This window comes from Pseudomonas sp. CLCA07 (assembly GCF_053615335.1).
Map to the genome: position 1 here is coordinate 1,721,082 of NZ_CM132131.1, position 20,659 is coordinate 1,741,740.

Genomic DNA, 20,659 nt, shown 5'->3' on the forward strand with positions numbered 1-20,659 from the left:
GCAGGTCCAGTCAGCGATAGCAATCATTGGCCTGCCTCCTCGCCGTCGAACGTGATGGGTTCGAAATGAGCCATGGATTCTCCTGCTTCGGACAGCACACTGATCTCAAACTGTCCGCCGGTAGGGCTGGAGACAAACACTCGCGTCACGCCCTCCTGGCTGGTGTAGGTCTGCTCCGGCCGGATAACCAGCAAAGGCAGTTTGATATCGTTCTCAACCTCGTAGCTCCATCGCACGAGGCTGTTTTTCCCGAGGTTCAGATATCGGTCCATCAGCGTGGCGGAGAGTTCGATCTCCTGACCGTGGGGCACGGTGCCCAACGGCACCGGCGACATGAGTGGAGGTGGAAACTGCAGTGACTGCGCGTCAGCGACAACATGGATGGTGGGGGCGTACTGCGGCGTGAACAGATTCAGCCAGAACCGCGGGGTGTCCGTGCCCATGACCTTGCCGGGCAAGAACTCTGCCTTGACCACGCCATCGACGTCCGTTTCCCCGGTGGCAATACTGCCCAGCCTGGCAAGCCAGTAAACCTTGACGCCGCTCAACGGCTTTGCGTCGATATCCTTGAGGGTCACGGTGAAGGTGATTTTCTCGCCGGGCTTGTTGGCCACCACCTCGAGCTTGTCCTCTATACAGGTCAAGGTAACGAGCTGCTGCAAATCCTCGGTGAACGCCATCTGAGGCACAGGAGATCCGGACAGGCTCAGCAACGCATGCTCGGCAGCATCCTTATACTTCGGCTTGTCCACGGCCTCGGGCAGGGTGCCGATCAAAAAAATCGTCAAGGCATCCATGCCGGTGTGCGTCGCCATGACCCGAATGCGCATCAACAGATCCAGTTGGGTCAGGTTTTTCAGGATCTTGAGCGCCGGGTCGATGCGACTGACACACTCGCGTACCTCTTGAACACTCCAGTCGAAAAACTCGGCCAGGCGAATCGCAGCCGCTTGCTGGGCCAGACGCTCAGCATCAACGCTCAGGTTGTCAGGCAGGGCATTGACCTCACGCAGATAATCGAGCAGTCTCAGCGCAGGCTTCTCGCTCAACTCAAACGCCCGCGTGAGCACCGTCAGGTAGTACAGCGTCCTCACCGTGAACGCATGTTTGTCCTCCTGATCCAGCCAGGCCTTGTGGCCGTAAGCCAGGTAGTCCTGCAACAGCTGGGCGCCGAGATCGAGTTTCGCCACCACCGCACTGCGACGGCGTACATCGGCCAACAGTACAAGCAGGGGGTCAGGCTGCTCGTCGCGTCCCCGCAGGGAGTCTTCCCGTTCCGAAAGGGTGCGTTCCAATACCTGACGCAACAATTGGTGCACCGTTGCATTGGCCCAGGCCAGCACTTGAAACGCTTGCTCGGCGTTGACGCCCGCATAAACCGCCAGCGACTCCTTGACCACCGACGCCTGAGCCTCCTGGGCCTGCAAAAGCACGGCGAGCATTTTCTCGACAATGGCAGCGCGTACGACTTCATCGCTGTCACCGAGGCCATCCTTCACCGCCCTTTCGAGCGCCTGCCGGGCAAAGACAAGGTATTCGGCTTGCGTACCCGCATACGCCAGGACCAGTCCGTCAGCATCGACCAGCATCGTCAGCAAATCCAGCCAGCTTGCGTTCGCCAGCGGTGGCACCCCTGCCATCAGTAACGCCGAGTGGGTGAACTGAGCGCCTGACAACAGGCTGCGCACTTTTTCAAACAACTGGCGCTCATCGGCAGAAGCGGTGGCCAACGCCAGGGGTTGCGAGATGTGCTGCAACATCCAGAGCACCGCAAGTTTGCGGTCTGCGCACCACCCCACACAGGAATGCAGGGCGTAAATGAGGTTCAGCACATCGGGCGTGTCGACTTGGGTCGAATGGATCAGGGGAGTACCCGCCAGACCGTAGAGCCAGTCTTCCCCCCCCAATAACGTCAGCATCAGGACGCCTTCGACCGGCGTCATGCCCAACAGACGAGGCAGCTTCACCAGGCGGTAAAAACTGGAAATAACCGCAGGGGTGCGCTTGAGTTTGTTATTGATGACGCCATGCGCACCGGCAATCGCCATGGCCAGGTATCGGTAGGTCTGCAGGTCGATCCCCAACGCACTGCACAACTGGGTGATCGTCAATTCGGAATCGCCCTGGACCGGCAACACCGAGAACTCACCGTCATCGAGCAACATGGGTTGGCGGTAGTCGCCCTGGCCATTGAAGACTTGATCAAACTGCGAGAGCGCTTCACCGCGACCGTAAATCGACAACTCGTCGATAAACGCGGCAAAGTCTGGCGCCGTACACCCGTAGCGCTCGCGTAACGACTGAAACAGCCCCAGTGCGTGCACGACTTTTTCCGTGATCCACCAGGCATTGACCGACTTGCTAGTGCGCGATTCTGCCTTGATGGCCGCCACCAGCAGCGCATCCACCTGATCGCTGGGCAGCCCCAGCCACTGATCCAGACGCAACTTGCGGTTCATTCGGTCGTATCGGTCAAGACCAATTGCACTTGTTGGATCCGCTGACAATTTATGCAGGAATGAAGGGCCGGTTCCGCTACCCGTAATGCTGACCGCTGGGTGGCTATTGGCATTGAGATAAACCGAACCGGAACGCCCGCTTTCCGGCTCAACAGGCTTGTTTTGCGGGTACGTCACGTTGGCAGAGCGCACGGGGGCGAAACCTCGTACCGACAGCAATGCCTCCAGCCCCAAGGTGTCGAGTTTGGTTCGCTCACCGAAGAATGGCACCTGGTTAAGGTTCTGCCACGCCACGCCCACGGCACCGAAGTTCCGCAAATAAAAATCCTCGCGACTTCCGGACTCTACGGGCTCCTCCGTCAGCAACCGCCGCTGATAGGGCCCCAGCCGTGATGCGTGGGCCAGGGCACGCCCCGCGTCGGCATCCCAAGCCTGGCGTTGCAAAAAATAGGGGGCGGAGATGTCCACCAGGTGCGCAAAATTGCCGACTGAAAGCCCATGGTGATGGGCGACCGCATCCAGGGTCACCCAGTGCTGATAGTAGGGAAGCCCATTGGGATATCGCGCCTCGATCATCGCGTCTTCAACATCCTGTCTGGCATCGTGCTCGGCGATGAAGGTTTCCAGCACCGGGACGATGATGTCGACCGCAGACACCGATCGATACACCGCATTGGAATCGACCGGCAGCGGTTTCAAGTCCTTGCGTCGGTCATGCAGCAGCAGCTTTTCGTTACTGCTCGAAACGGACTCGATACGCTGCTCGATCCACCTCAACAGCTCGATCAGATACGCCACTGGCGAAGCGAGAGATTCCAGAGCCTGCGGTGGGCAAAAACTGGCGAATTCGGGGCTGAACAGAGTCTCGAAACTGGGTCCCGAAACCATCGACAACAAACCACTGGTCGTCCCTGCCTCATCTGTTTCATGACTGCGCAAGCTGTGCTCGATGAATTGTCGCCGCACATAAATGGCCATGCTGTTGGCCCGCCGCAAAAATCGGCGGGCGTCATCGGGGCTCACGTTGAAGTCCCTCACCAGCCCCTGCACACCCTTTTCCACCAGAGGAAAAATCGAACCACCGTCTTCGATGTAAGTGTTGAGAGTCGCGTACTGTGTGCGTTGTTCTTCACTGAAGACCTGGTTCAGCAATTGCGAGGCGGGGCGGGAGTCAGCCATGGTCAGGTTCCTGGGGTCGATAACGATCCTGAACAGCCTGACAAGCCTGTCAGGCCGTGCGATTGATTGAAGAGATTTGGCGCCTGAAACCGATCACCGTCTACTGTCATAAATGACAGTATCGGCGACCGCTCATCGAGAAGTTGATTCAGGCTTCGGGGGGCGCCGGCGGGATTTCGAAGCGTTGGCTGTCCACCCAATCGGAAACCGTCGCGCCTCCCTCATCGTCAGTGAGGGTTTGCTTGAACCGGCACCAATTGCCGCCGCCGGGCAGCGGTTGCCCCGATAAGCCCTGCCAGCCACTGGCGCTGACGGCAATATTCGGCGCCCACACCTGCTCAGGGTTGAACCAGCTCATGACCTGCCCGACTCCCGGTTTACCCTGACCTTCGAAGCGAACCGGATCACTGACCCAACCCCCCGCTTGCGGCGCATCGATGGAGGGCAGATAGGTGCCCAACACGACCGGCCGTTCGGCGGAGTCAGCCGACTTGAACCCCTCGCACGACGCCATAGCCACCAGGCCGTAGCGGCCGCCGGGCTGATCGAACGCCACCGTCACCGACCAGGTGCGATCCTCCAGCACCTGGCTGCGTCCCAGCACCTTTACCCCCAACTTCACCGTCACCGTATCCATTGGAACGGCAAAACCTGACACCACCACCCGCAGACCGAGGTGTTCGTCCATCACCGGCGTTTCGATAAACGGCGCCGCCGGCACGACGTTGTAGTTCAACGGCGGGCTGTCTTTGGATGTCTGTCCATCGAACGTTTGCCTGGCCCGGATGATTTTTGCCCCCACCGGCAAGGTCACCTCGGCTTTCCAGCGACCGTTCAAATCCACGGGAATATCCGTCAGCAAAGGCCCGATAGCGCCCACCAGCCAGACCTCGACCCGTCCGAGCGGCATGCCCTTCCCCTCAAGCGTCGCGGTTCGTGGCAGATCGCCGCTTTCCGTTGGCCGAGTAAAGACCGGTGGCAGCAGCACCACCTCGAACTTGAGCATGTCGCTTCGCTCAGACTCGCGCTGATTGAGCGTCTGTTGCGCATCAATGGTGTACTCGCGAGACTCAAGACCGGTGAGGTCGATTGACCAGTCACCGCTGGCGATCAGCAATTTTGGCTCACCCAGATCGCGCCCGAATTGAGCATCGCGCAGTTGCATCGTGGCACCCGCCATGCCGTTCCGCCCCTCGACCGTCATTGCGCTACCGACCTCCGAGCCGGGCTCGGGTTTAGTGAGCACCGGTTGGAGCATGGGCGTGTAGACCACGAAGGTTGCGGACGCGACGGGTGACGTTTGCTGAGCGGCAGTTTGGGTCACGGTGACAGTGTGGGTGACATCCGGGGCAAACGGAGCCGTGCGCTGAAAGCTCCAGTTTGTACCGGTCACGGTGGCACGATGCTTTGTGGTGGGGGCGTCGCTGAACGTGAGTTCCACCACAGCACCCGACCAGAAGGTGCCGGAGATTTTTGGAGACAAACCGTCCTCTTGCACTTGGCCAATGACAGGCGCCAATGGTGGGATGGTGACCTTGAGAGTCACCCAGTTCGGCGATTGCTGCCCATCCAGAAATTGCTTGATATGAACTTCACGATTCAGTGTCGGGCCCCACACCTCGGATGCCCGGCTCGACCACTTGCCTGCGGACACGAGCGCATTGGGGGCGGGGAAGGTGCGGCCACCGGGATCAGCGATCTTCACCGTAGCGCGGTTGTAGCCTTTGCCGGAAAAGGTCGGCCAGTATTCCTCCGTGAACGCTATGTCGGTCGGATCCGGCAGTACCCGGTTGACGGTAAATGTGTAGGGCTGTGATTCAATCCAGCCATTGGCATTGTCGGAGACTTTCTGAATCGCCTTCAGAGAGTACGAGCCAAACGGCCAGTTGGCCACGGTCGTTTCCCACCGGCCACCTGTCACTGTGACAGCGGAAGGTGCCGTCCCACCCGGCCCACTGACAACAGTGATCTCGACCGTTGCGCCGGTGTGGCCAGGGCCTGAAAACTTCAAAACGGTTTCGCTCGGGGACGTGACGTTGACGCCATTCAATGCCGGGGGCGTGATTTTGAACGAGCGAGCGGCGCTGCGCCCGGATGGGCCACCGTTCGAAGTCTGCTCGGCAACCAGCGAGCACGACCCGGGCTGGACAATGACCGGCACACTCCAGGCGTCACCTGTGACCTGAGCCTGGCCTACCATGGTCGACGTCAGATCAAGGTACACCCGCATCGTGGCACCCGCTTCGCCACCCGTTCCTGAAAGAGTAAACGATGGGGCCTGTGGAGAACCCGGGCTTGGTGCAGTAATAACAGGAACAACAGGCGGATCGGGCGTAACCTGTACTTTGACGCCCACCAGGTTTGACCAGCCTAGATGGTCTCCGCCAGAGGTTTCTTCTGCTTGAAAAACAAAATCACCGTTGGGCAGGTCTTGGGTAAGTTTTACTTCCCACTTGCCATTGACGACTGGAGCGCTGCCATAAGATCCACCAGTGCCACCCTGTCGAAATACCGTGACCGTCGTAGTGCTAGTACCAGTCCCCGAGAATACAGGTCTAGGTTCTCGAATCACAACGCCATCTTTGGGTGCATCAATTTTTGGTGCTGGCAATGACACAACAAAATTCCGCTCAGCCGCCCGGGCCGACCCGCCATAGCCGGGCAGTGTCTCCAAAACCGAGATAGTGTGCCATTGACGACCTACTAGTGGAGTAGTAACCCTTAGCTCCCAACTACGAGTTAGATCAATATAGATGGAATCACTGAGAGGTACATCGTGAATGTCTCGCCTCAGTCTCAGTTGCACCAGATAACCGGGTTGTCCTGTGCCTTTAATTAAGGGAGTCATAGAAGTCAGAACGTTATTGGATGCGGGCGGATCCGTAATAATCGGTGGATCTACTACAACAAACCAACCTGTTCTGTACCAAGCGGTCCACCAATTACCAATTCGAAACCGGTAGTGAATGGAGCAACTTCCTAACCGCAGATTAACGTCCGGCTTAAATCGGAGAGGGTTTGAGGGGGAGGAAATGGTTTGTTGGTGGTAATGGCCATCGTTATCATAGAAATCCAACGTAGCGAGGTTGAAACCACCATTGGAATCGTCAAACCGCCGAGTCAAAAAGTCCGCTCCAGTACGCGAAATCATGTGACCGTCACCCGGTGTAACAAAGGGCAAATGAGTGAGCCGTGGCTGGCCCGCTTCGTCCAACTCTTCCAGTTGATACAGCAGATCTGGTTGATCTGGTTGATCTGGTTGATCTGGTTGATCCAACATAACTCCGCGCTCCAAGATGGACATAGCTGCAACTCGGCTGAGGACATTTAAAGCGTTAAACCAGTGCGCCTACTACCTGTAAAATCTGACAGTTCCGACGAACGGTGCTCTCCGTTTTAACGCTGTTACGTTTGACCCTTCAGCCTTCCGCCCATTGACTACACAACCTTGCGCAATGGACTACACATCCGCCAGAATCCGCCGGCTTGTGCACCTTGGCCTTGCCCCGTAACTTGATCCGCGTCGCTGCCAATCAGCGATCGGGTTTAGTCGCCCGGTGTTTGTACGATGTGCATTAGCGTCATCCAGTCGGGTTTTCCCTATCCCCCGCACTTGATGGTGGCTGTTCGCAGGGCGCTCTCGGGCGCGCCGGTTCTCGTACTCACCGGTCGACTAACCTGCTTACAGCCGCCACCCCTCGTTTAGTCGCAAGGTCGTGGCAGCCCCAATCGAGTACGAAAACATGTTCAAAGCCACACCCAATCCCCCCGAAACCGACCCGGTTTCTCCCTACGCCACCCTCGATTCAAGAAAGCTCCACGCCGCCGCCGACAAGGCGCTCGACCATTACCTCAAACCCGACGTCGACTCCCTTCGCACTTCCCAGGACCGCGCCATGAAAATGTTCACCGTTGTCCCGGATGCCAATCCCGAAGCCCTGACCATCCAGACCTACGAAACCTTTTCGACGGTCAGCATTCTGCTGCTCGACCTGGCTGAAAGCCTGGACAACACGCCGCGGCATCTGGCGATGGCGATTTATCGGATGAGTGAGTTGGGGTTGATGCTGGTGGAGCGGTCGCTGGATAACGAGCGGGCGATCAAGACGAAGTAGCCGTTGCCGGTCATTCTTTGTTGTTTGTAATGACGCCTTCGCGGGCAAGCCCGCTTCTACAGGGGAATGCATTTCAAACTGTAGGAGCGGGCTTGCCCGCGAAGGCGGTAGTGAAGACACCGCGGGGCTTCAGGCAGACGCCGACAACGGCTGAAAACTGAAGTACTGCCTCAATGCCTTCACCAATTGCCCATACTCCGGCGGTGCCCGTTGCAGGCTGAACCCGGCGTCGTAATGCTGCGGCGTTTCGTCTTCATGGCACCACAGGCAAGTCGCCGTCAGGTCGATGACCTGCAGGCAACCTTCGGTGGCGGGGATTTTCAGACGCAGGTCGAAGTCGACGCCCACCATCATGGGCAACTGGCTGATCAGCATCAGCCCGTCTTCAGACACGTTGCCGAGAAAGCCGATGGGTTTGTCGGTGACGCTGTTGAATACTTTCAGGAAATACGGCAGCTGATGCCGCGTGATCCGGCGGTTGGTAAACATGCGCAAATGGCCCAGCAAGACCCTTAAGCAGGGCCGCACTACTGCTTCGGAACGGGTCTTCCTCTTTATTGATAGAAGTGAAGGCGCGCTCTCCCTGATCCCGGTGCGACAGTCCATGCAACCGCTGACGCTTACTCCTGCCGATCACAGGTATGCACTCGGGTTTAGAGGCAAAGCTCTAAAACCGATCTCTTGGACTATAGCTCACCACCGCCAGTGAGCCAGCTGTTGCGCGACGACTGCAATCAATACGGCGTCGGGCGCACGGCTGCGGCGCTTCGCAGCGGGTAACGGCCCTGGCTCTCCAGGGTTTCCAGACGAGCGCGGGCGCGGTAGGCGTATTCGCTGTGCGGATACGTCTCGATGATGTACTGGTAAGTCTGCGCCGCATCGATATACAGCATCTGCTTTTCCAGGCACTGGCCGCGCATCATCGACACTTCCGGCCATACGTAAGGCCGCGCGCGGCTGGAGCGCTCGACTTTTGAAAGCTCGAGTATCACCTGCTCGCAATTGCCACGGTCGTAAGCGCTGTAGGCGAGATTCAAATGATGGTTCATCGACCAACGGGCGCAGCCCGTCACACTGAGGGCAAGGACGGCAATGAGCGCGAATCGCATGGGGGTTCTCCTGTCTTGAGCGCTGTATCGGCCTGCTGGCGAAAATCTTCAGGAATGTTCATTTCAATAAACAAACGAATAAGTAGTGCACATGAACAATGACTACACCCAAAGATGATAGTAGCCTCAGTCAGCGCTTGAACTCAGGAGTCTTTGCATGTCCGTCCGTCGTACCAAAATCGTCGCTACCCTTGGCCCGGCCAGTAACTCGCCGGAAGTTCTCGAACAGCTGATTCTGGCTGGCCTGGACGTCGCCCGCCTGAACTTCTCCCACGGCACTCCCGACGAGCACAAGGCTCGCGCGAAGCTGGTGCGTGACCTCGCTGCCAAGCACGGCCGCTTCGTCGCCCTGCTGGGTGACCTGCAAGGCCCGAAAATCCGTATCGCCAAATTCGCCAACAAGAAGATCGAGCTGAAGATCGGTGATCAATTCACCTTCTCCACCAGCCATCCTCTGACCGAAGGCACCCAGCAGGTAGTCGGTATCGACTACCCCGACCTGGTCAAGGATTGCGGCGTAGGCGACGAGCTGCTGCTCGACGACGGCCGCGTGGTGATGCGCGTGGATACCGCCACCGCCACCGAACTGAACTGCACCGTGCTGATCGGCGGTCCGCTGTCCGACCATAAAGGCATCAACCGTCGTGGTGGTGGTCTGACTGCTCCAGCCCTGACCGAGAAAGACAAGGCCGACATCAAGCTCGCCGCCGAGATGGAAGTCGACTACCTCGCCGTGTCCTTCCCGCGTGACGCCGCCGACATGGAATACGCCCGTCAACTGCGCGACGAGGCCGGCGGTACTGCCTGGCTGGTGGCGAAGATCGAACGCGCTGAAGCCGTGGCTGACGACGACACCCTCGATGCGCTGATCAAGGCGTCCGACGCGGTGATGGTTGCCCGTGGTGACCTGGGTGTGGAAATCGGCGACGCTGAGCTTGTGGGCATTCAGAAGAAAATCATTCTGCACGCACGCCGCCACAACAAGGCAGTGATCGTCGCGACCCAGATGATGGAGTCGATGATCCAGAACCCGATGCCGACCCGTGCCGAAGTGTCCGACGTGGCCAACGCCGTGCTCGACTACACCGACGCCGTGATGCTCTCGGCGGAAAGTGCTGCCGGTTTGTATCCGCTGGAAGCCGTGCAAGCCATGGCACGCATCTGCATCGGCGCTGAAAAGCACCCGACCAGCAAGACCTCCAGCCACCGTATCGGCAAGGTCTTCGAAAGCTGCGACCAGAGCATCGCGCTGGCGGCCATGTACACCGCCAACCACTTCCCGGGCGTGAAGGCGATCATCGCGCTGACCGAAAGTGGCTACACGCCGTTGATCATGTCGCGCATCCGTTCGTCGGTGCCGATCTACGCGTTCTCCCCGCACCGCGAAACCCAGGCCCGCGCGGCCATGTTCCGTGGCGTCTACACCGTCCCGTTCGACCCGGCGTCCCTGCCGCCTGAGCAAGTCAGCCAGGCTGCGATCGACGAGTTGCTTAAATTGGGCGTTGTGGCGAAAGGCGACTGGGTCATCCTGACCAAGGGCGACAGCTACCACACCATCGGCGGCACCAACGGCATGAAAATCCTGCACGTTGGCGATCCGATGGTCTGAGTGACCGACCGCTGAAAAACAAAAGCCCCGCCATGTGAATGGCGGGGCTTTTTGGTTTCTGGTCCAACAAATGTGTTGTCTGGTCGGGCCTCATCGCGAGCAAGTCGAATCGTCGCACCGCCGGCTCCCACAGTGATGGGTGGTGTTCACAAAATTGGAGTCCATCACAAAACTCTGTGGGAGCCGAGCTTGGTCTGGGCGGCATTCCGACGATGAGGCCGGTACAGTCAGCAAAAGACTCAATGGCGTTTGATAAACCCGGTCAACGCCGCCAACGCTTCCGGCGACCGCAACCGCTGGGTGAACAACGCGCCCTCTTCTTCTATCACCTTGCGAATCAATTCCCGATCCGGCGCTTTCATCAATTGCTTGCTGATGCGCACTGCTTCCGGTGGCATCGACTCGAATCGTAGCGCCATCTCCCGCGCCTTGGTCAATGTTTCTTCACCACTACTCAACGCCTCAGTGGCAATGCCCCACTCTGCCGCCTGTTCACCGCTGAAACCTTCACCCAGCAGCAACAACTCCGCTGCTTTGGCATGCCCAAGCAAGCGCGGCAGGATCAGGCTGGAGCCGAACTCCGGGCATAAGCCGAGATTGACGAAAGGCATGCGCAGCCGAGCATCACGGCTGACGTAAACCAGGTCGCAATGCAGCAGCATTGTCGTGCCGATCCCCACCGCTGCACCGGCCACAGCGGCGATTACCGGTTTGCGGCACTCCAGCAAATTGAGCATGAAATGGAACACCGGGCTATCGAGGCTATCTGGCGGTTGTTGGATGAAATCGGCGATGTCGTTGCCGGCGGTGAAGCATTCAGCGCTGCCGGTGATCAGCACGGCGTTGATTTCAGGGTTGGTATCGGCCTGCTTCAGCGCCTCGGCCATATGGCTGTACATGGCGCGGGTCAGGGCGTTTTTCTTCTCGGGGCGATTCAGGCGCAGCGTCAACAAACTGCGCTCGCGTTCGATCTGGATGGTTTCGGTCATGGGGGACTCGCGTCTGAAAAATCAGCGCTCAACCACGAGGCAGAAACACATCGGCCAGCAGTTGATTGCGCGGCAATCCCGCGAGGTACAAGCGCCGGGAAAAGGCGTCGACACTGTCGGGGGCTCCGCAGACTAAGGCCAGGGTTTGCCGGGAGACAAGCCGCAGTTGCGCCAAAGCCTCAGGCAACTCGGCCGGGGTCCAGCATTCGACACTCAGGTTATCGCGGCCATCGGCCATGGCGTGCAAGGGTTTGGCCAAGTAATGCTCGTCGGCGTCATGGGCCAGGTGAATAACGCGAATGGCACCTTTGTGGTCCTGACGCAGCGCTTCGCGTAATACGCCAAACAGCGGACCTAAACCGGTGCCGGCGGCCAACAGCCACAGCGGCCGGGTGTTCCAGTCCGGGTCGTAATGCAGAGCGCCGCCGCGCAATTCGCCGAGGCGGATCGAATCGCCGATCTTCAGCTGACGGGCCGCGTCGCTAAACTGCCCCGGCTGACGGCAATCAAGGTGAAACTCCAGAAAGCGGTCTTCTTGCGGCAGGCTGGCCAACGAATAAGGACGTGCCACATTGCCCGCCCACAACACCAGATGCTGGCCAGCGCTGTAGCGCAACGGGCGTTGCGGTGTCAGGCGCAGGCGCAGCACGCTGGCGCTCAACCAATCGACGGCGGCAACCTCGGCCGGAAGACCATCGACCTGGGGATCGAAGGTATGCACTTGCAAATCCTCGACCACCTGGCACTGGCACGCCAGGCGCCAGCCTTGTTGGCGTTGCTCTGCGCTCAAGGCATCAGGTCGGCTGTCGCTCGGTAATCCCTGCACACATTGGACCAGGCAGGCATGGCAACTGCCGGCGCGGCAACTGTAGGGAACGGCCACACCGTTTTGATTCAAGGCATCGAGCAGGTTGCTGCCCGGTACCACCGACCAGCGGCGCTCGCCAACCCGCAACTCAGGCATCGACGTTCTCCCAGGCCGCCGCACAACGGTTGCGACCGTCACGTTTGGCGCGGTAAAGCGCCTGATCGGCGCGCTGCAAGGCGTCGTCGAGATCGTCGCCCGGCTCCAGCAAGGTCAGACCCGCCGACAAACTGAGATGGGCGACGTTGAGGCCAATCAGCTCGACACCAGTGAAGGCGATGCGCAACCGCTCACAGCACGCGGTCAGACGTTCGGCATCGCAATCGGACACCATCACCACGAATTCTTCGCCGCCATAACGCGCCAGCACATCGCCGTCGCGCAGGCACGCGGTCGCGACGCCGGCAAAGGCTTGCAGAACCTGGTCGCCCGCCGCATGGCCGTGCACATCGTTGATGCGTTTGAAGTGGTCAAGGTCGATCAGCGCCAGCCCATGCATCACGCCAGCGTCCATGGTGTTCAGTTCGCGGGAGGCCAGGCGCAGGAAATGGCGGCGGTTGAACAGCCCGGTGAGTTCGTCGGTGGCGACCAGGTCTTCGAGCTGGCGCATCATGCCGCGCAGGGTGTCCTGGTGCGCTTGCAAAGCGAAGCGCCGCTGCCGCATGCGCTGACGCGTAGCCTGGACATAACGGGCGTAGAGCACCAGCCAGATCAACACAATAAGCAACACGCACACTTGCAACCCGGCCAGCGCCGGGTCGTGGAGCTGAAAGTGGTAGCCCTCCCACAGCGTGATCGCACTGAAACTGAAAAACACCAACAGCGCACACCGCACCAGCGCTCGGCGCGAGAGATGGAACACTCCGAAAAGCAGGATCAGCACGTAAAACACCAGAAACGCGCCGCGTGCCTCATCCAGATTGGCGATCAGCCAGGTTTGCCACCCCAGCCCCATCAACACTTGCGCTTCGGTCAGGCTGGGATCGGAAAAGCGCTGGTTACAGCCGCTGTAAAACACCGCGAACAATGCCGCTTGGCTGATGACCACCAATGCAGTGCCGACGGCCAGGCTGGCCACAGACTCATCGTAGTGTCCGGAGAAAAACGCCAGCCACAGTAGCATCAGCGCCAGGGCGTAAGTGCCGGCTGCAAGGGCAAAGCGTTTGAGTAAAAGCTGTTGAAGGGCGTTATGGGTCAATCGTTGACTCACCATGCGAAAGAAAGCTGTTTGAGTGTCCTACTCTACAGGCCGGGTGCCACTTTAGTGGCGAGCCGGATAAATAACCATACTATTTTCGGGGCAGAAAACTGGCGTCAAAAGCATGTCCCTGAATGGCATAAAACCTGTGGTGAGAGGATTGCCTGTGGCGAGGGGGCTTGCCCCCGTTGGACTGCGCAGCAGTCCCCAAAAATCTGTCACCTGAAAATGTCATTAAAACCGTATGCATAGATTTTACGACTGCTTCGCAGCCGAACGGGGGCAAGCCCCCTCGCCACAAGATTGACTACCGGCGGGTGTGCCCGCAAGCGAGGCGCGCTATACTGCCGCGCCTTTTTAGCGTCGCGCCAGCAGCCCCGGCGTGCCTTGAAAGGTGCTTGCAACCGACCGATGCACCCAAGCTGCAAGCACCTTATTGAATGTTCCCGTCTTTTAGAGGAGCGCGACTCATGACCGTGATCAAGCAAGACGACCTGATTCAGAGCGTTGCCGACGCCCTGCAGTTCATTTCCTATTACCACCCCGTTGACTTCATCCAGGCGATGCACGAGGCCTACCTGCGTGAAGAATCGCCGGCCGCGCGCGATTCCATCGCACAGATCCTGATCAACTCGCGCATGTGTGCCACCGGCCACCGCCCGATCTGCCAGGACACCGGCATCGTCACCGTGTTCGTTCGCGTGGGCATGGACGTGCGCTGGGATGGCGCCACCATGGGCCTGGACGACATGATCAACGAAGGCGTGCGCCGGGCTTACAACCTGCCGGAAAACGTCTTGCGTGCTTCGATCCTCGCCGACCCGGCGGGCGCTCGTAAAAACACCAAGGACAACACCCCGGCCGTTATCCACTACTCCATCGTTCCGGGTAACACCGTTGAAGTGGACGTGGCGGCCAAGGGCGGCGGTTCCGAGAACAAGTCGAAAATGGCCATGCTCAACCCGTCCGACTCGATCGTCGACTGGGTATTGAAGACCGTTCCGACCATGGGCGCCGGCTGGTGCCCACCGGGCATGCTCGGCATCGGCATCGGCGGCACCGCCGAGAAAGCCGCGGTCATGGCCAAGGAAGTGTTGATGGAATCCATCGACATCCACGAGCTCAAGGCTCGCGGCCCGCAGAACCGCATTGAAGAAATGCGTCTGGAGCTGTTCGAGAAGGTCAACCAACTGGGCATCGGCGCCCAGGGCCTGGGTGGCCTGACCACCGTGCTCGACGTGAAGATCATGGATTACCCGACTCACGCCGCTTCGTTGCCGGTGTGCATGATCCCGAACTGCGCCGCCACCCGTCACGCCCACTTCGTGCTTGACGGTTCCGGCCCTGCCTCGCTGGAAGCGCCACCGCTGGACGCCTACCCGGAAATCGTCTGGGAAGCCGGCCCGTCGGCCCGTCGCGTCAACCTCGACACCCTGACCCCGGAAGACGTGCAGAGCTGGAAGCCGGGCGAAACCGTCCTGCTCAACGGCAAGATGCTTACCGGTCGCGACGCGGCGCACAAGCGCATGGTCGAGATGCTGAACAAGGGTGAAACCTTGCCAGTGGACCTCAAAGGTCGCTTCATCTACTACGTCGGCCCGGTTGATCCGGTGCGCGAAGAAGTGGTGGGCCCTGCCGGTCCGACCACCGCGACGCGGATGGACAAGTTCACCCGTCAGATCCTTGAGCAAACCGGCCTGCTGGGCATGATCGGCAAATCCGAGCGCGGCCCGACCGCGATCGAAGCGATCAAGGACCACAAAGCCGTTTACCTGATGGCTGTCGGCGGCGCGGCTTACCTGGTGGCGCAAGCCATCAAGAAGTCCCGCGTGGTGGCTTTCGCCGAGCTGGGCATGGAAGCGATCTACGAGTTCGACGTCAAAGACATGCCTGTGACTGTTGCGGTTGACAGCAAGGGCGAGTCGGTCCACATCACCGGTCCTGCCATCTGGCAGAAGAAGATCAGTGACAGCCTGGCAGTAGAAGTGCAGTAAGCGCTTTAGCGGGCTAAAAAGCGGCCGGGGTGTCTGAATAGACGCCCCGGCCGTTTTTTTTGCGCAAAAAATAATGTCCATGGCATTAAAACCGAAGTGTTTACAACTATTCGGTCTAGAACGCCCCGCCTGACCTGTCAGATCTGACAGGTTACGAATGGCGCTCATCTTGTTAGCGTCTGATCCATCCAGCGACACCGTAGTCACGGGCGAGCGCCAGACCAAAAAACAGGATCAGCCCCATGCAAGACCAAACGTCCCTGAGCATCACTGAACCCTCTATCGCCAAAAGTGCATCCATCGCCACCATCGGTAAAAGCTGGGGCAAGGTGGGTCTGAGCGGAGGCGCTTCATTCGTATTGTCACTGCCTTTTTCGCCCGGCCGCGGCTGGGACCCTCAGCTCTCTCTGAGCTATAGCAGCCAATCCGGTAACGGTCCGTTCGGTGTCGGTTGGCATTTGAACCTCATCGCCATCACCCGCCAGACCAGCAAAGGAGTACCTCGCTACACCGACGACGATGTGTTCCTCAGCCCCACGGGCGAGCAGCTCATGGCCGAGCGCGATGGCGAAGGCAAGATCAAGTCCAGAGAAGAATCCGAATACAGAGGATTGCCCATCGGGGCTCACAGCGTGGTGCAATTTTGGCCGCGGGTGGAAAGCTCCTTTGATGTGGTCGAATTCTGGCGCTGCGAAGCCAACCCCGATGGTTTCTGGCTGGTGCATGGGGCCGATGGCAGCCTGCACCTTTTCGGCAGGATAGAGACCGCGCGCAAGGCTGACCCACAGGACCCGAACCGGGTTGTCGCCTGGTTGCTGCAAGAAAGCATGAACGCTCGCGGCGAGCACATCTGTTACGAGTACAAACAGGAGGACCCGACCCAGGATCCTGACCCGCATGACTACCGGGCCCAGCGGTACTTGCATCGGGTGCTGTATGGCAACTTCGAGGCGAGCAGCCATTTGTATGGCTGGAACGTACTGAGATCTGCGCCGCCTTCATGGCACTTTCACCTGGTGTTCGACTATGGCGAACGCACGCGGGATCTGACTGAAAAACCTGTCTACGACGGCCCGACGCTTATGCCATGGCTGACCCGTAGCGACCCCTTTTCGTCCTATGGCCAGGGCTTTGAAGTCGGCACTCGCCGTCTCTGCCAGCAAGTGCTGATGTTTCACAATTTTCCGGTGCTGGGTGATGAGCCCGTGTTGGTCCGTCGCTTGCTGCTGGAGTACTCGGTCACCGCAGAGCCTTGGTCGTACAGTCAAATCACTGCGGCGCGTTATCAGGCGTACGACGCCAGCGGTACCGTGGAAAACATGCCCCCAGTGGAGTTCGACTATGCGGATTTCGAACTGAATACACAGCCGACACCGTTCTTCCCGTTCGAAAACATGCCGGGCATCGAAGAAGGTCAACGCTATCAATGCGTTGATCTGTTCGGAGAAGGCCTGCCGGGCTTCCTGTGTCGTTATGACCAATGCTGGTACTACCGCGAGCCGCTGCGTGACTTGACCGGTGGCGATCACATCAGTTATGGCCCGTGGACAGAGCTCAACGAAATTCCGGTCGCAGATCGCAACACGCAAGCGCATCAAGCGCTCATGGACCTCACCGGCGACGGTTGCCTGGACTGGCTCGTTGTTCAGCCCGGCATGAGCGGCTTCTACACGCTGAATCCGGATAAAACCTGGTCAAGCTTCATTCCGTTCACCGCGTTCCCGGCGGAGTTTTCCAACGTCCTTGCGCAGTTGGGTGATTTGACCGGCGACGGGCTCAGTTCCCTGGCGCTGATTGGCCCCAACGCGGTACGCCTTTACGCCAATAAACGTGAAGACGGTTTTGCCAGGGGCGAGGATGTCTCTCATAAGCCGATAGACGACCGTTTGCCATTGATCAGCAACTCACGCAGCGAACTGGTGTTTTTGGGCAATCTGCTGGGCAGCGACATGACCGAGTTGTGCCGCATTCGCCACGACGAAATCAAATGCTGGCCGAACTTGGGGCATGGGCACTTCGGTACGGGGTTTGTGATGAGTGCCCTGCCCTTCGAATACGACACGTTCGACGCGGCACGGGTACGGATCGCAGATGTAAACGGCTCCGGCGCCCCCGCGCTCATTTATTTGAATTCGGACGGTTTCGAGATTTACCTCAACCGGGGTGGCAACGGTTTTGAGCAAGTTCCCATTCAGGTTGCCTGGCCCGAAGGTGTACGTTACGACAACCTGTGCCAGGTCACACTCGCCGACCTGCAGGGACTTGGCTGCGCCAGCCTGATCCTGACCGTACCGCACATGAAACCCCGGCACTGGCGTTATGACTTTGTCAGCGCCAAACCGTACTTGATGATCGCCAGCAATAACAACATGGGTTGCAGCACCGAGGTGCTGTATCGAAGTTCCGCCCAGTACTGGCTGGATGAAAAACAGCGAATTCTCAAGCTCAAGCGCCTTCCCGTTTGTTACTTGCCTTTCGCTATGCAAGTCGTCAGTCAACAAACTCAACGCGACGAAATCACCGGCAATTGCCTGAATCAGTTTTTCAGCTATTTCGAGGCCTGGTACGACCGTAAGGACCGGGAGTTCCGTGGCTTCGGGCGGCTGCACCAGACCGACAGCGAAACCGCCACGGACGAAGACGAAAGCTTCACCGCCCCGGCATTGGTCTGCACCTGGTTTCATACCGGCCGACACATCGATATGCCGCACGATGGTAATTTCGATCGCGATGACGAGGCACACCCGCTGGGCAACACGCTCTTTTGTCGATATCACCCGAGCGATGAGTGCGAAGAGCTCATTACGCCGGGCGATGAAGCCGCCGTCCACGAAATCGCCCGCGCCCTCTCAGGCTCTGTGCTGAGAGTGGAAACCTACGCGGCGAATGACCCGACCCCGGCCAAACCTTTCTTCGTGGAACAATCCCGATACATCGTGCGCCAAGAGCGCGAACGCGGCGAACACCAGCCCAACGCGGTGCTGCTGCCGTCGCTATTGGAAAACATCAGTTACCACTACGAGCGCTTCGTCGAAGACCCGCTGTGCCGCCATGTCATCAACTTGAACCGGGACGCCTTCGGACTGACAAACCACAGCATCACGGTCAGCTATGCCCGGCGCAGGATCGAGGATGATGAGCCGCCGTTTGACGATGTCGACGAACGCAAATGGTGGATTGACGCCCATGATCCGGCTCAACAGTGCTACTACCTGAGCGAAACCCGCGCCGAATTTATACACCTGTCCAATCTTCAAGGCTGGCGGCTTGGCCTGCCGTATCGGCAACGCGGTAACGCACTGGTATTGCCCAAGGGGCCAGCTCCAGCGGGGCTTACCCCAAAGGACATTGCCTATGAACAGTTTCGTGACCTGTTCAAGTCACCCGAATGGGTGGCTCAGCGGGAGCTGACGTCGCAATCGGTGCAGCGTTATCTCAAAACGGCAGACGGCACGCTGCTGCCGGACGGCACTGCCGAGTTCGAAGCATTGGCGGGGCCATTGGAAATCGCTCAATTGAACAAGACGGCGCTGGATGTCTATGGCGACGTGAGCCCTGCGATCGATATCCGGGAAGAACTGGCGAACATTGGTTATCTGCCCATGAAGCTGTTTCTGGGAACGGACAAAGAGGCCGACGAGGAGGAAGACCAGCAGCGCAATCTTTGGTCGGCCCAATACAGTTTTGCCAAGTATGGCGACCTTCAACACTTTTATAAGGTGACGCAGTTCAACGAAACACAAAGCCACGGGATCACTACGACCCGGTACGACGACTACAGCCTGATGAACATCAGCGTCGAGCTGACGGATGGCTGTACCACAAGCGTTGAAATCGACTACCACTCACGGCTACCGGTGCGCATCATCGATGCCAACGACAACGTCGAAGAAGCCCTTTACGGTCCGTCCGGCCCGCACACGGTCACCTATTACGGCACCGAAGCCGCCCTGCCCGCGGGCTTCCTGCCCATCGCCAACTATCAGCGTCCCGAAGATGACAGCGTCGGCACGGCCATCGACGCCGCAAAAGAGGCGCTGCAAAACGCTGCCAGTACCTGGCGCAAGGACCTGTTCAGCTGGATGGGCCAGCTCCCCCCTTCCGTCCGGCAGACACCCGATTGGCTGACCGACTGGTGCGCGCAAGGTTGGGTGTTGCCAAGCCTTCACCTACGTGCTGGCGCACGGCGGCGACTGGCCCGGCTCAAGTCCCGGACGCCGGCCGAGCAGGCATTGTGGGAACGGCTGTCGAGCGTCCCACGCATTCCAGTGCACAGCGTCGTCCTCATCGCCGACCGCGACTACTACGATCAGACACCGCAGCAAATCCACATCATCCTGAGCATCGTCGATGGGTTCGGACGCCCCCTGCAAACCCAACAACTGGTTGAACCCGGTGATGCCTATGTCGTGGAAAACGGCGAACTGGTGATTGAAAACGGTCAACCAAAGGTTGCGCACGCCGATCGACGCTGGCGCATCAGCGAACGCGTGGAATACAACAACAAGGGATTACCCGTACGCACCTATCGTCCCTATTTCGCCAACACCTACGGCTACATCCATGACCACGCCTTCAGGCAGTTCGGTCACCACGACAAGAGCTTTTATGACGTCCTCGGCCGCCTGATCAAGATCATCAATGCCAAAGGCGATGTCGCGCTTGAAATAATCCACCCTTGGTACAAAACCAGCCTGGATTTCAATGACACCCACGTTGAGCCGCCTGCGCAACGACGCAACGCGGGCGTGCAATGACCGGCGCATCTCACTGGAACACCCCCGCCATAACGTCCCATGACGCGCGAGGTCTGGCGGTGCGCCAAATTGCTTATGTGCGCAATGTGGTCAATGGTGCTCTGGAACCTCTCGTCACCCGGCAAACCCGGGACGTGATCGGCCGACAGGTGGAGCAACGGGACCCGCGCCTGGCGGATATGCCCACCCCAAACCTGAAGTCGGTCTTTGGTCTTGGCGAACACCCCGTCATGATCGACAGCGTCGATGCCGGTAAACGGCTGAGCCTGAAGGGGCTGGCCGGTGAAACACGCCAACGCTGGGACGGACGAGGCAATCATTGGCTCACCACTTACGACGATCAGCTGCGTGTGATCACGCTTGAAGAAAACCATCAAGGCCCCGT

At 59.0% G+C, this 20,659-nt stretch carries 11 protein-coding genes; 4 read left to right on the forward strand and 7 right to left on the reverse strand.

Annotated features, from left to right (window positions below; genetic code table 11):
* Positions 1-23 precede the first annotated feature (23 nt).
* On the reverse strand, positions 24-3,638 hold the full coding sequence (locus ACWGZX_RS07895) for a Tc toxin subunit A (protein ID WP_452627927.1): 3,615 nt from the start codon (positions 3,636-3,638) through the stop codon (positions 24-26).
* A gap of 148 nt (positions 3,639-3,786) precedes the next feature.
* A complete protein-coding gene (locus ACWGZX_RS07900) occupies positions 3,787-6,918 on the reverse strand; it encodes a hypothetical protein (protein ID WP_452627928.1) in 3,132 nt (1,043 codons plus the stop codon).
* A gap of 463 nt (positions 6,919-7,381) precedes the next feature.
* On the opposite strand from ACWGZX_RS07900, the gene ACWGZX_RS07905 reads away from it, so the two are divergent.
* Positions 7,382-7,753 carry a DUF6124 family protein gene (locus ACWGZX_RS07905; RefSeq protein ID WP_452627929.1) on the forward strand — a complete coding sequence of 124 codons (372 nt, stop codon included), beginning with the start codon at positions 7,382-7,384 and terminating at the stop codon, positions 7,751-7,753.
* A 129-nt stretch (positions 7,754-7,882) separates the two neighbouring features.
* On the opposite strand, the gene ACWGZX_RS07910 is transcribed toward ACWGZX_RS07905, so the two are convergent.
* Complete coding sequence (locus ACWGZX_RS07910) at positions 7,883-8,242, reverse strand: PilZ domain-containing protein (RefSeq protein ID WP_452627930.1); 360 nt, start codon at positions 8,240-8,242, stop codon at positions 7,883-7,885.
* A 245-nt stretch (positions 8,243-8,487) separates the two neighbouring features.
* Positions 8,488-8,862, reverse strand: a complete 375-nt coding sequence (locus ACWGZX_RS07915; protein ID WP_452627931.1) for a tetratricopeptide repeat protein — start codon at positions 8,860-8,862, stop codon at positions 8,488-8,490.
* 157 nt (positions 8,863-9,019) lie between these two features.
* Between ACWGZX_RS07915 and pyk the strand changes: the two genes are divergently transcribed.
* A complete protein-coding gene (gene pyk / locus ACWGZX_RS07920; RefSeq protein ID WP_223511800.1) occupies positions 9,020-10,471 on the forward strand; it encodes a pyruvate kinase in 1,452 nt (483 codons plus the stop codon).
* A gap of 239 nt (positions 10,472-10,710) precedes the next feature.
* Here the strand turns inward: pyk and ACWGZX_RS07925 are convergent, their stop codons facing one another.
* Genes ACWGZX_RS07925 through ACWGZX_RS07935 form a run of 3 tightly spaced genes read right to left on the reverse strand, consistent with a single transcriptional unit; the run spans position 10,711 to position 13,523 of the window.
* A complete protein-coding gene (locus ACWGZX_RS07925; protein WP_452627932.1) occupies positions 10,711-11,460 on the reverse strand; it encodes an enoyl-CoA hydratase-related protein in 750 nt (249 codons plus the stop codon).
* A gap of 28 nt (positions 11,461-11,488) precedes the next feature.
* Entirely contained in the window at positions 11,489-12,424 is a 936-nt protein-coding gene (locus tag ACWGZX_RS07930) for an iron-sulfur-binding ferredoxin reductase (RefSeq protein WP_452627933.1), read from the reverse strand.
* A complete protein-coding gene (locus tag ACWGZX_RS07935; RefSeq protein ID WP_452627934.1) occupies positions 12,417-13,523 on the reverse strand; it encodes a diguanylate cyclase domain-containing protein in 1,107 nt (368 codons plus the stop codon). Before ACWGZX_RS07935 ends, ACWGZX_RS07930 begins: the two co-directional genes overlap by 8 nt.
* A gap of 470 nt (positions 13,524-13,993) precedes the next feature.
* Between ACWGZX_RS07935 and ACWGZX_RS07940 the strand changes: the two genes are divergently transcribed.
* On the forward strand, positions 13,994-15,517 hold the full coding sequence (locus tag ACWGZX_RS07940; RefSeq protein ID WP_223511796.1) for a fumarate hydratase: 1,524 nt from the start codon (positions 13,994-13,996) through the stop codon (positions 15,515-15,517).
* Between the two features lie 242 nt (positions 15,518-15,759).
* Positions 15,760-20,274, forward strand: coding sequence for a SpvB/TcaC N-terminal domain-containing protein (locus ACWGZX_RS07945; RefSeq protein ID WP_452627935.1), 4,515 nt, complete (start codon positions 15,760-15,762; stop codon positions 20,272-20,274).
* Positions 20,275-20,659 lie beyond the last annotated feature (385 nt).